Source organism: Cycloclasticus sp. P1, assembly GCF_000299965.1.
GTDB classification, from domain to species: Bacteria; Pseudomonadota; Gammaproteobacteria; order Methylococcales; family Cycloclasticaceae; genus Cycloclasticus; species Cycloclasticus pugetii.
In genome coordinates this window covers 1,501,626-1,515,629 of record NC_018697.1, presented here as the reverse complement: position 1 = coordinate 1,515,629, position 14,004 = coordinate 1,501,626, and the positions used below count along the sequence as shown (strand labels likewise).

The 14,004-nt window shown below is 40.7% G+C and carries 6 protein-coding genes; 2 read left to right on the top strand and 4 right to left on the bottom strand.

The window, feature by feature from the left end; genetic code table 11:
• Window positions 1-7: 7 nt before the first annotated feature.
• Entirely contained in the window at window positions 8-2,437 is a 2,430-nt protein-coding gene (locus Q91_RS07270) for a bifunctional diguanylate cyclase/phosphodiesterase (RefSeq protein WP_015006238.1), read from the bottom strand.
• 373 nt (window positions 2,438-2,810) lie between these two features.
• Between Q91_RS07270 and parE the strand changes: the two genes are divergently transcribed.
• On the top strand, window positions 2,811-4,697 hold the full coding sequence (gene parE, locus Q91_RS07265) for a DNA topoisomerase IV subunit B (RefSeq protein WP_015006237.1): 1,887 nt from the start codon (window positions 2,811-2,813) through the stop codon (window positions 4,695-4,697).
• Between the two features lie 9 nt (window positions 4,698-4,706).
• A complete protein-coding gene (gene parC / locus Q91_RS07260; protein WP_015006236.1) occupies window positions 4,707-6,950 on the top strand; it encodes a DNA topoisomerase IV subunit A in 2,244 nt (747 codons plus the stop codon).
• A 68-nt stretch (window positions 6,951-7,018) separates the two neighbouring features.
• On the opposite strand, the gene Q91_RS07255 is transcribed toward parC, so the two are convergent.
• The 3 genes from Q91_RS07255 to Q91_RS07245 are packed head-to-tail and all read right to left on the bottom strand — an operon-like array spanning window position 7,019 to window position 13,996.
• A complete protein-coding gene (locus Q91_RS07255) occupies window positions 7,019-8,542 on the bottom strand; it encodes a fumarate hydratase (RefSeq protein WP_015006235.1) in 1,524 nt (507 codons plus the stop codon).
• 26 nt (window positions 8,543-8,568) lie between these two features.
• Window positions 8,569-13,032 (bottom strand): EAL domain-containing protein, encoded by a 4,464-nt coding sequence (locus tag Q91_RS07250; protein WP_015006234.1) that lies wholly within the window; start codon window positions 13,030-13,032, stop codon window positions 8,569-8,571.
• Window positions 13,025-13,996, bottom strand: coding sequence for an ABC transporter substrate binding protein (locus tag Q91_RS07245; protein ID WP_015006233.1), 972 nt, complete (start codon window positions 13,994-13,996; stop codon window positions 13,025-13,027). Before Q91_RS07245 ends, Q91_RS07250 begins: the two co-directional genes overlap by 8 nt.
• Between the last annotated feature and the right edge of the window lie 8 nt (window positions 13,997-14,004).

Sequence of the window (14,004 nt, the reverse complement as noted above, 5' to 3'; positions counted from 1 at the left end):
GCTACGTTTACTCTAGAGTGATTTGCATGGGGTGGGCTTCTAGTATGGTGCGAAGAGGCTTTGGGGTATCAAGATAGAAGCCCTGTGCAAAATCAATCCCAATATCTTTCATTTTTTTGAGCGTTGCTTCGTTTTCAACAAACTCTCCTACAGTCTTTTTCCCCATGATGTGTGAAATTTCGTTAATAGACTTCACCATCGCAAGGTCCAAAGGATTGTAGAGCATATTTTGAATAAATTGACCATCAATTTTAAGAATGTCAGCGGGCAATCGCTTGAGGTACTCATACGATGATAGACCGGAGCCAAAGTCATCCAAGGCAATTAAGCAACCTAGTTGTTGTAATTTATTTAGGAAACTCACTCCAAACTCAGGGTTAGTAATCGCGGCTGTTTCAGTTATTTCGAAACAAATCTTTTGGGGAGGGATGTTGGCGTCATCGATACACTTTTTGATGAGCTCAAAGCTACCTTGGTGGGCGATGGTCTGCCCTGATAGATTGATGCTAAACCAGTCGACTTGCTCTTGAATGGTTGCCATTGCCTGAATCGAGTTTTTTATAACCCAATGATCAATTTTATACATTAACTTATAGCGTTCTGCAGCAGGCAAAAACACATTGGGTGCGATAATACTGCCATCTGCATCGAGCATACGAACCAATACTTCATAATTTGAGAGCGTATTTTTGGTATTGGAGTCTTCGTTAGAAACAGTGCGTATTTTTTGTACATAACACTCGAAACGATTGGCCTTAAGTGCATCATTTATTTGACTGACTATATTATTTTGTTGTAATCGTAACGCAACTGCTTGATCTGCATTCGTGTGGATGTGAATTTGGTTACGCCCTGCCTCTTTAGCAAGGTAACACGATGTGTCAGCCAGTTTGAGAACATCTTCATATGAATTAAAGCTCTGATCAATGGTAACAATGCCAATACTGACGCCTAGGTTATATTCTTTATCGCCGGATATGAAAATAAAGTCTTCGATATCTTGTCTGATTTGTTCACCTAATGCATGAGCTACATCGGGTGGGCAGTCCTTTAATAAAATACAAAACTCATCTCCACCTACTCTTGCGAGCAGGTCGGCCGAGCGGACTTGTTTCAAGAGTAATTGACTGACTTCAATAAGTGCCATATCTCCTGCTGCATGGCCACTACTATCATTAATTATTTTGAATTGGTCTAAATCAAGGTAGAGTAAAGCATGAACGGCATTACTGTCTTTTAAGTCATTAATAGAGCGACTAAGTTCTTCATCGAAACCACGACGATTAACGAGTTTTGTTAGGGGGTCATGTGTTGCTTCGAAGCCTAGCTTTTGTGTAAGGAGTGTGTTTTCTGTGATGTCTTTAAAGTACCAAACACGCCCTTTGATGGTCTTGTCGTGAATTAAAGGGAAAGACGCTAAATCTAATATCGTGCCATTTTTTAAATAAATGAGTGTTGATGTCTTAACCTCTGAAGAAGGGCTTAAGGACAACACATTTTGCGCGATCTTTTCAGCGTCTTGCATTTTATCCATGCCAGCCTTTAACATTTCTAGTGTTTGGTTGTTCTTTTCTTTTAGTAAGCTGGGTGGAATATCAAAGGTATTAAAAAAAGTCTGGTTAATGGCGATAGCTTTTCTATCAGTATCTTCGACCAGCATACCGTCATCACTGGCTTCCATAATAGCGTGTTGGATATCACTGTATGATTGGAGTTGTTGCTGGTTTCTAATTTTTTCGGTCTGGTCATAGAGCGAAACATGATAGTGTCGGCTACCATTATAATTCAATAAGGAGCCGTGAAATTCGGTGTGAATAGTTTCACCATCCCCTGTGGTTTTTGTACTATTATTGTTTGCGTTACCGTATTTTAAAATATCGTCAAAAAGCTGATCGTACCTATCGTGCTCTTCTTCGGAGAAAAATTGTTTACCATGCTGGTGTAGCAAATCATTTAAATCGCGTTTATGCAATTGGCAATAGGCTTCATTAGCATAAGCAATTTCCCTATCCATGTTGTATAGCACTTGCGGCAATGAGGAATTGTCTATCGCCTCTGTTGCAGACTCAACAAGACTTAAGAGTGTTGGAATATCTACAAGCGTTGAAAGAATAGGGCGGATCATCTCGGCGACTGTATTTATTATATCTTTCGTTTCAGCGTCCCAAATCCGTGTTGAATTACATTGATGAAGTGAGAGACCCCACTTTTCACCATTAGCCTGTTCAATAAGCTTAACGATTTGTGCTTTTATAGAGAAGTCTTTATATACCTTTGATAATTGAGTTGACTCGATATTTTTAAGGTCAAAGGAGACCGGCTCGGTTGTATTTTCAACAGTTTGGCTAATATGCTTAAAAAGTGAGGTTGTTGAGAGGTCGGTTTTTAATTTATTGGCACCAGGGTAGTTGGCTGTGGTTACTTCAATAGGAATCATATGTGTTGAAGCATTGGCTGTACAAGGATAGAGTAATGAACAACGATCTACCTCCAAGTACTCTAGAACTAACTCGAGTGACTTTGTAAGTTGATGATATCCGGACAGAGGCAACTTCAGAGTGTCATGGATTTTATTAAAAAGTTCATCCCTATCCTTCAAAACAACTATCTCCCTAACGTTAATAATTTTTTTTATCAATGTATACTAGTTCAAAACCTTTATTATTCAAGTGAACATTTGAATCAATTAGAGGTGTGATCATTCGCGCCAGCAATTATGATTATAAGCCGGCATGTGAGCTTGTTAGAATTAGACTTAATGGTTAGAATCCGGCCTTCATTTATACTTTAACGAGTCATTAACCCAGTTTATGAATAGTCAATACGAAGCTTCTGACATTGAAGTCCTAACGGGGCTCGACCCAGTTAAAAAAAGACCGGGGATGTATACCGACACGGTGAGACCTAATCATTTAGTACAAGAGGTACTTGATAATAGTGTCGATGAAGCAATTGCAGGTTTTGCAAGTGAAATAGTCGTAACTTTATATAAAGATGGCTCGGTCAAAATTGACGATGATGGGCGAGGGATGCCAGTGGATGTTCACCCAGAACATGGTGTTCCAGGTGTCGAATTAATTCTGTCCCGTTTGCATGCTGGCGGAAAGTTTTCAAATAAAAACTATCAATTTTCTGGTGGTTTGCACGGCGTCGGCATTTCTGTGGTTAATGCGTTGTCATCTCGGGTTGATGTGGAAGTTAAGCGTACTGGTAAGCGTTGGCACATGGCTTTTGAGAATGGTATCAAAGTAGCAGATTTGACAGAGCTTGGAACAGTAGGACAGCGAAACACCGGTACATCTGTTCATTTTAAGCCAGACCCTGTTTATTTTGACTCGGCTGTGATTTCGTTATCTAAGTTGAAACATGTACTTCGAGCCAAAGCCGTCCTTTGCCCTGGTTTGCATATTTATTTGAAGGATGAAATCAATGCTGAAAAATTAGAGTGGTTTTATCAAAATGGCCTAACCGATTATTTATTAGGTGAATTAAAACATTTAACTTTATTGCCGCCAGAAGGCTTTGTGTCGGGTGCGAGTAGCGAACGCGAATCGGTTGAGTGGGCGGTTGCTTGGTCAACCGATGCCGGTGAAGGAATTACTGAAAGTTATGTAAACTTGGTGCCTACATCACAAGGTGGTACGCATGTTAATGGCTTGCGCACAGGATTGACCGAAGCGGTTAGAGAGTTCTGCGAATTCCAATCGTTACTCCCGCGCGGGGTTAAAATTACGCCAGATGATGTCTGGGAGCGCTGTCATTATGTGCTATCTATCAAGTTAGAAGACCCACAGTTTTCAGGCCAAACAAAAGAAAGGCTAACATCTAGAGAATGTGCAGCTTTTGTCTCGGGAACGGCTAAAGATAGTTTTAGTCTATGGTTAAATCAACACCCCGCTATAGGTGAAGAAATTGCCCAGATTGCTATTCAACGTGCACAAAATAGGCAACGTGCGGGTAAAAAAGTTATTCGTAAAAAAGTGACCAGCGGCCCAGCTTTGCCAGGAAAGTTAGCAGACTGTTCATCCCAAGACTCCGATCGTTCTGAACTATTTTTAGTTGAGGGGGACTCTGCAGGCGGCTCTGCTAAACAGGCGCGTGATCGTGAGTTTCAAGCTATTATGCCGTTACGAGGAAAGATTTTAAATACCTGGGAAGTAGACCCTGCTGATGTTTTAGCCTCGGAAGAAGTACACAATATTTCAATAGCAATCGGTGTGGAGCCCGGCTCCTTAGATTTAAAATCCTTACGTTACAATAAAATTTGCATTCTTGCCGATGCGGACTCTGATGGGCTACATATTGCCACTCTGTTATGTGCTTTATTTGTTCGGCATTTTTCGGCATTGGTCGAAGCAGGGCACATTTATGTGGCGATGCCGCCTTTATACCGAGTTGATGTGGGTAAGCAGGTGTTTTACGCCCTAGATGAAGCCGAGAAAGAAGGTGTGTTAGATCGTATTGCGGCTGAAAAATTAAAAGGCAAAATTAATGTACAGCGTTTCAAAGGCTTAGGTGAAATGAACCCTGCTCAACTTCGGGTGACTACACTTGACCCGGATACACGTCGCTTAGTGAGACTAGATATGACATCGGGTGATCAAACCCATGCCAAAATGGATATGTTACTTGCAAAAAAACGTGCTTCAGACCGTAAAGCATGGTTAGAAGAAAGTGGTAATTTGGCAGATATATAAGAGAACATTATGACGACAACATCTTTTGAAAACATTGAAACGCTGCCATTAAAAACATTTACTGAAAAAGCGTATTTGGATTATTCTATGTACGTTATTTTAGACCGTGCATTGCCACATATCGCAGATGGTCTTAAACCTGTTCAGCGCCGTATCGTCTATGCGATGTCTGAATTAGGCCTATCTAATAACGCAAAATTTAAAAAATCAGCGCGAACAGTGGGTGATGTACTGGGTAAATTCCATCCGCATGGTGATAGCGCTTGCTATGAAGCGATGGTGCACATGGCGCAACCGTTTGCTTACCGTTACCCATTGGTAGATGGGCAAGGAAACTGGGGCTCACCAGATGACCCAAAGTCTTTTGCGGCGATGCGTTATACAGAATCACGCTTAGCGCCTTATTCAAACAGTTTGTTGAGCGAGTTAGGGCACGGCACGGTTGAGTGGACCGATAATTTTGATGGCACTTTACAAGAGCCTAAGTTGTTACCTGCACGCTTACCCAATTTGTTATTAAATGGTGTGACAGGGATTGCCGTAGGGATGTCCACAGATATACCGCCACATAATTTAAATGAAGTGGCGAGCGCTTGTATCCGCCTATTGGATGAACCAAAGGCAGATATCGATACGCTGATGGAACATATAAAAGGACCGGACTTTCCGACAGAGGCCGAAATAATCACGTCGCGTGATGAGATTCGTGCAATGTATGAAAAAGGCTCAGGTGGTCTACGTGCAAGAGCGCGTTATGAAATGGAGCAGGGTCAAATTATTGTGACTGCGCTGCCATATCAAGTATCTGGGGCGAAAGTGCTGGAACAAGTTGCGTCACAGATGCGTGCCAAAAAGCTACCTATAGTAGAAGATTTACGAGACGAGTCAGACCATGAAAACCCAACACGATTAGTTATTGTGCCGCGCTCTAAACGAGTTGGTGTCGAGCAATTAATGTCGCACCTTTTCGCAACAACCGATTTAGAGCGAACCTACCGTGTCAATTTCAATGTAATCGGCTTAAGTGGAAAACCGCAAGTTAAAAACTTGAAAGTATTATTAGCAGAGTGGTTAACTTATCGGCTTGAAACTGTTAGAAAACGTTTGGAGCATCGTTTAGATAAAGTAAATGATCGCTTACATATTTTAGATGGGTTATTGATTGTCTATTTAAATATTGATGAAGTCATTCGGGTTATTCGAGAAGAGGATCATCCTAAAGATGCATTAATGCAGCAATTTAATATTACTGATGTTCAGGCACATGCGATTCTTGAGATTAAATTGCGTCAGTTAGCAAAGTTAGAAGAGTTTAAAATTCGTGCAGAACAGGAAGAATTGACGAAGGAACGTGATGAGTTAGAAAAAATTCTAGGCTCAAAACAACGTTTGCGGACATTGGTTAAAAAAGAAATTCAGGCAGACGCTCAATTGTATGGAGATGTTCGGCGCTCGCCGATTGTCAATCGGTCAGCAGCACAGGCGTTAGATGAGCGAGCGCTTATTCCCAATGAGCCTATGACGGTTGTTATTTCACAAAAAGGCTGGGTTCGTGCCGCTAAGGGCCATGATATTGACCCAAAGAGTTTAACGTTTAGGTCAGGTGATGAATACTTAGCATCGGCAAAAGGCCGCAGCAATCACTGGGTTTACTTTTTAGACTCAACAGGCAGGGTATATAACTTACCAGTTCATGGGTTGCCATCAGCACGTGGGCAAGGCGAGCCGATCACCGGTAGTTTGAAACCACCTGCCGGTTCTATGTTTACGGATGTTATTGCAGGTGTAGATGAGCATATTATGCTGGCATCTGATGCTGGCTATGGTTTTGTTACAAATCTGAATGACTTACAAACTAAAAATAAAGCAGGTAAGGCTTTATTAACAATACCAGAAGGTGCAAAGCTACTATCACCAGCGTTATACGAGGCTGAAGAGGGCTGGGTTGCGATTGTCAGTAAACAAGGCCGGTTATTAATATTCCCTGTGAGTGAAGTGCCGGTATTAAGCCGCGGTAAAGGAAATAAGCTGATTCAAATCCCGACTAAAGATTTAAAATCAGGGGATGATAAAGTGATCGGTTTTTGTGTGGTCAATGAGCAGCAAGCTATTCGTATTAATGCGGGTAAACGACATATTAATTTGAAATTATCTGATTTAGATGCTTATAAAGGAAAACGGGCCCAGCGTGGTGTTAAATTACCACGTGGTTTTCAAAACCCAGGTTCCATTGAATTACTTAACAAGAATTAAGTGATAGAAAAAAGAGAAAACACAAAAAAGCCAAGCATAACGCTTGGCTTTTTTGTGTGTCGAACTTTTTATTCACTAACGACCGGAATACCAGCAATTTTCGACTGCCATAAAGCAGGGCCTGTTTTATGTACTGATTCACCGGTAGAGTCGACTGCTACGGTTACGGGCATGTCTTCAACATAAAACTCTCGGATAGCTTCCATTCCTAAGTCATCAAAAGCGATAACTTTAGCTTCTTTTATTGCTTTAGAGACAAGATAAGCAGCGCCTCCAACAGCCATTAAATAGGTGGCTTTATGTTTTTTAATGGCGGCAATACCATCAGGACCACGTTCAGCTTTTCCAATCATACCCAGTAAGCCGGTTTTATCGAGCATCATCTCGGTAAATTTATCCATACGGGTTGCTGTTGTTGGGCCTGCTGGACCAACAACTTCATCTTTCACAGGGTCAACTGGGCCAACGTAGTAAATAAAACGATTTTTGAAATCAACACCGTCTGGTAACTTTTCACCCTTGGCAAACATGTCAGCAATGCGCTTATGTGCAGCATCGCGGCCGGTTAACATGTGACCAGTTAACAGTAGACGGTCGCCAGGCTGCCAAGTATGCGTTTCTTCTTCAGTGACAGTATCCAGATTAACGTGTTTAGTTTTTGCATCGGGTGCCCAGGCAATTTCTGGCCAATCTTCAAGCTTGGGTGGTTCTATATAGGATGGGCCAGATCCGTCGAGAACAAAGTGTGCGTGACGAGTTGCCGCGCAATTTGGAATCATTGCGACAGGTAGAGACGCGGCATGTGTGGGCATATGGTTGATTTTTACGTCTAACACTGTTGTTAAACCACCAAGGCCTTGTGCACCTATACCGAGAGCATTAACTTTTTCGTATAGCTCTAGGCGAAGTTCTTCGGCACGATTGCTGGGGCCACGGTCTTTAAGCTCTTGAATGTCAACATGCTCCATTAACGATTCTTTGGCTAGTTTCATGGCCATTTCCGCAGTGCCACCAACACCAATACCTAAAATGCCAGGTGGGCACCAGCCAGCCCCCATGGTAGGTACCGTTTTAAGTACCCAATCTACTAGGCTGTCACTCGGGTTCAGCATGACAAATTTAGATTTATTCTCAGAGCCACCGCCTTTAGCGGCAACATGAATGCTGACGGTATCACCCGGCACTACTTTCATGTGAATAGCGGCGGGCGTGTTATCGCCTGTGTTTTTTCTTGCGCCTAATGGGTCAGAGACGATAGAGGCTCTTAATACATTGTCGGGGTGGAGGTAAGCTTGTCTTACTCCTTCATTACACATATCTTCGACGCTCATGCTGCTGTCCCATTGGACATTCATGCCGATTTCCAAAAATATATTTGCTATACCGGTATCCTGACAGATGGGCCGGTGGTCCATCGCACACATGCGTGAATTAAGAAGAATTTGTGCCATTGCATCCTTTGCAGCGGGTGACTCTTCTAACTCATACGCTTGGCCTAACGCTTGAATGTAGTCCTTTGGGTGATAATAAGAGATAAATTGAAAAGCAGCTGCGATACTTTCAATAAGGTCATTTTGTTTGATAATGGTCATTAAAACACCCTGTTTGGTTAAAAAACTTATTGTAACAAAGTGATCGGGTATACGTTATCTCTTACGTTGTTGAAAATAAGCTTTTCGAACTCTTCACTAGGCATTGGCTTGCCAAATAAATAGCCTTGTACGAAATCACAATTGAGGCTTTTTAGAAGCGTGCTTTGCTGTTCTGTTTCAACTCCCTCTGCAATGACATCGATACCCATACTGTGAGCCAAAATAATAATCGTCCGTATAATGTCAGAATCTATTGAGTTAAGCAGGCAGTTATTAACAAATGAGCGGTCAATTTTTAATAAATTAATTGGCAAACGTTTTAAGTAACTTAAAGAAGAGTAGCCCGTTCCAAAGTCATCAATGGCAAGTTTGATACCTAACTCTTTTAATGTGTTTAGCTTTTCAATCATCAGTTGTTCGTTATTCATAACGGAGCTTTCAGTTATTTCTAATTCAAGAAGCTTATGTGGAAGCCGAGTGGTTTCTAGAATAGACGATATTTTGTTTACGATGCCGTCATCTTCTAGCTGAAGTGTAGATAAATTAACGGCAACTCTAATTGGTTTTGCCCCTCGGTCAATCCAGTTTTTTAACGTTTTGCAGGCTGTTTCCATAACCCACTCGCCAATCATATGAATCTGCCCTGTTTCTTCAGCTAAACCGATAAAGTTATTCGGTGGAATTAGGCCTTTTTTAGGGTGTTGCCAGCGGACGAGGGCTTCCATACCGATAAGCTCGCCGTTTGTGGCGCTAAATTGTGGCTGATAAAAAACCTTTAATTCATCGCGTAAAATAACATTACGTAGTTCATTTTCTATGACTAAACGTTGGTTAATGCTCTCGGACATCGTATCGTCAAAGAAGACGTAAGGGCTTTTTGATTGCTTGGATAAATACATGGCAATATCGGCGTTCTTTATCAGGTTACTGACCGTCTTGCCGCTACTTGGATAGACACTGATGCCAAGACTGGCGCTAACGTGCATTTCTTTCTCTAAGAAAACAAAGGGCCTTGAGAGGTTGTTTTGTATTTTACGTGCTAGGGTTTCGATTATTTGATGTGATTTAACATCGGTTAAAACGACAACAAATTCATCACCACCAAACCTTGAAATGATATCGACATCTCTAACACTTCTTGAGAGGCGCTCAGCAACAATTTTAAGCAGTAAATCGCCGGCTTCATGGCCATAGGAATCATTGACTAATTTGAAACGGTCTAAATCGAGGAAAATAACGGCCATTATTTTATGCTCGCGCTCGTGTTTGTTGATCAGCTCAGAAACTTTCTTAGTAAATAAAGACCTGTTCATTAGGCCTGTTAAATGATCTTTATGCGCTAAGTTAAATATTTGTTTTTCAGTTTGTTTGGTGGCTAATATTCGATTAATCCGATGAATAAAAAGAGACAAGTTTAATGGTGTTGAAAAATAATCGAGTGCTCCCATTTTAAATGCATTATTAATCGAGGTTTCACTCTCTAAGTTTGAGGTGATAGTGAAAGGAATACCGCTGCTATTAAAAACCTCACACGTTTTGACAAGCTCAATGTCATCATGAGATAAATCATGATTTAAAATAACGATATCAGGTTTATTTCGTTCGCAATAAAGCATCCCCTGATAATTGTTAATTACTTCATCTACATTGTGGCCACTATCTTCCAAGGCATTTTTGATTAAAAAGCGGTCTCTTTTGTCAGCGTTTATTAATAAAACCCTAGCAGGGTTAAGGTGTTGACTGACGACTGGGTTTTCAGTCTCACTGTTGTTTAGTCTTATAGAGACTTCTTTGATAACTAACTCAGCCTCAAATAGAATTATTTTATGTTGAAGGCCTAGAAATTTAGCTTCTCCATCATCACAAGCACTTTCTAATTTCTTGCAGGCTTGTGAAAGGCGTAGTGCAGCAATATCGAAAGCGCTATTTTTAACAGATTCTGCAAGACGTTTTATAGCAATCCTATCGAGCTTTGAGACACTATCTGTTAAGCGGGATAAGCTGAGAGGGGTTTGCTCAAGGAAAGACTGTAAAGTAGTTTTGAACTCAGCTCCAAGGTTTTGTTGCCGTTTTAAATATGTTTTTTCATCCAAGACTGTTTGTATGAGAGGTTTGTCTTCACTGTCCTCGATAGGGTTGGTTTGTGCAGCTTCTTGCGTAACCCATTTCAGTAAGGTGGTTTTTAATGTGGGCAGTGTTAATGGTTTTGACATGAAGTCATCCATTCCCGCCGCGATACATTGTTCTCGGTCAGCGTTTTGTTTGTTGGCTGTTAGTGCAACGATAGGTGTGTGTTTGTCGACAGTTTCAAGTTCACGTATTTGGAATGTTGCTTCATAACCATCCATCTCTGGCATTTGACAGTCCATCAAAATAAGGTCGAAGGACTGGCTGGAAAAAAGCTCTAATGCCTCAAGACCATCGTTAGCCAAGGTTACATTACAGTGGAAGCGTTCTAGCATGGCTTTAGCAACCAGTTGATTCGCTTTATTGTCTTCAACAACAAGAATTTTCTTAAATGAATAGTCTGGTAGGGGTTCTTTGAGTGCTTGCTGTTCAGGTAATAATGTTGGTTTTGATTCAACGGTTGAGCGTAAATGCAATAATAAATCAGATTGTTTAATTGGTTTAGTAATATGCCCAAATACGTTGAGCTCTTTTGTTGCATTAAGCTGACTTGACTGGTTAGCGATGAGGACAATTATCTTTGTGTTGGCTAAAGTATGGTCAGCGTTAATCATACGAATTAAGGCTGTTTGGCTAATGTTTGAACGAAGATTATCAATTAAAATATAATCGTAAGGCTTTGATAAAGTTTCGTGTTGACGTAGTTTCTTTATAGCTGTCATCCCATCAGTGACATGGTCGGCATGAAAAGGTGATGCTTGAAATTGTTGAACGATAAAACGGTGAGAAAAATCATCATCGCTAACCGTTAAAACATTAGGTTGAGTGGGTGATATTTCAGCGCTTGATAGTTCAAAGGCTTCGGCTTGCATGTCGACAGTAAAATTAGCAGTAAACCAAAAAGTGCTGCCTTTACCAACTTTGCTTTTTACGCCCATTTCACCGCCAAAAATAGTGACTAGCTGTCGGCTGATGGCAAGCCCTAAGCCTGTTCCACCATATTCTCGAGTAGTAGAGTTATCGGCTTGAGAGAAGGCAGTGAAAATTTTATTTTGAACTTCTTGAGGGATACCAACGCCGGTGTCTTTTACTTCAAATAATAAGGTTAGGTTGTTTTCATTCAATGCTGAGGTTGAGATAGAAATGCTCACCTCACCAGCCGGAGTGAATTTAATGGCGTTACCGAGTAAATTTTGTATGATTTGTTGGAGCCTCAACTCATCAGCAATTAGATGAAGAGGTACATCGGCATCTAAAAAATAGGCGATAGAAATGTTTTTGTGCTGAGTTTGAGCGCTGAGTAGGGTAATGGAGTTTTCCAACGTGTTACGTAAATTAAACGATTCTTCGTGTAAGTCGACATCTTGTTGGTTATATTTGGAAAAATCTAAAACATCATCGATAAGGCTTAGTAATGAATTTGCACTGCTAGAGGCAACCTTTAGGTATTCTTTCTGTTGGACGTTAAGGTCCATATCAGATAATAGTTCTAGCATGCCTGAAATACCATTTAAAGGCGTTCTCAGTTCATGACTGACATTGGCGGCAAACTCGCTTTTGACTTTAGCTGCCTCAATAGCGATGTCACGCGTAGTAATGAGTTCTTGTTCACGATTTTCCAAAATATGCATCATGTCTGTAAAGGCTTGTTCCATGCGCATAATGTCTTCTGTGCTACCGATACCTTTGCGTTCAGTTCGCTTGCCTTGAGCAGCATTTAGCATATTTTTAGCTAAATTATCGATTGGTTTGCTAATACGTTTTGTGATGAATAAAAGAGCCCACAATAATAATAGGGCTAAGCTACCTATCACCATTAAGTTGTACTTATAAAAATCACTTTTAAGCGACCTGAGTACATTTTTTCCAACCGTTAGGCGCACGTAACCTAGAAGTTCTGGCTTAAATTCACTATCTGAATAAAGTAATGTTTCTTCATCGAGCGTACTATAAACAGGTGAGCTATAGCTCCACTCATGCTCATTTTCATAATCTAAAGACGTTGATTCTACTGGTAAGGTGTTAGTGCCTGCACTTAACAGGTCACTACTTTGGTAGATTACTTGCATTTTGTCATCATAGATCCCTGCTGCTTTAACATCCGGGAAGGAGAGGATTGATTCTACGACTAATTCAGCTTCATCCTGACTGAGATAGAGAAGGGCGATGCGACTGTTATTTCCTAATGACTCAACAAGCTGGAGTCCAGTTTGATTAAGGCTGTCATGAACACTTTTAGACGATAAATTGGAGGTGATTAAAGTGGCAATGGATATTAAAAGTATGATGCCAATAAAGTAGGTTGTCGTTAGGAGGTTTTTAAAACTACGTTGTGTTAAAAATTTGTAAAACGTTTTAATCATTTGCTGAGGCTCTTGGGTAGGTCAAAGCAAAATTAGTTTTTTGATCTAAACGAATGGTGTTTGGAAGATGTTTGGCTGTTCTAAGGTTCGCAACAACTAGGGATGACTGCATTGGCGTAACGGGTGATGCTTTTTGCCCACTTAATAATCGAACTGTGGTGGTGGCTAAATCTCTTCCTATTTGTTGACTATCTGGTAGCAGTGATAATAAAGCCCCTCTTCGTACATGTGAGGGGTTAGTGGATATGACGACTTGTTGATATTTCCAAGCGTCCGATAAAATTCGTGGTAATAAGCTTTTACTATCAAAGGTGGGATCATGGTGTATAAGCCATAAAGCACTGTTAGTATGGTCATTATTGCGAGCAATCTCTTTATAAATTAGGGCCGCTTGTTGCAAACTTGAGGCTTCGTATGGAATGACGGTTATTCCTGTGTTCGGGGTGTTTTCAATGGCTCTTTGAACTAACCAACCATTAGTTTTTGGATCAAAAACAACATGAATTTCCTTGACTGTTGGTTGTATTTTTTTTAATTCAGAAAAGAGAAGAGTGGGGTCTGGGGTCATAGAAATGCCATAACGGCCATTGTTGATATCATGGTCAGAAAGAAATAAGGCACCATAGGTTGTTTTATAAAGAGAGTTTATTTTTTCTTGTAGTGCTCGCCTGCCGCCACCTAATAAAATAACAGCGTCTGGGCTCTCTTGTCTAAGAGAATTTAGGATATCTGTCTCCAGCATTGAGTTATCCATTAATTGTGTTTGTACGTTTAGCTTAGGCTGTTCCTTAATGCCACTAATAATAGATTCAAAAAGTGTACTATAAGGTTTTCTAACATCAGGGTAAACAACAGTGATGTTGAAGGTAGCGCTAGCTTCTAATGTGTCATCAGCAAGTATTGTCGTTGTATAAAAAAGTATGGCAAGTAGAGCGGTACTATAAAATATCTTAAAATATATCATGTTGTTTA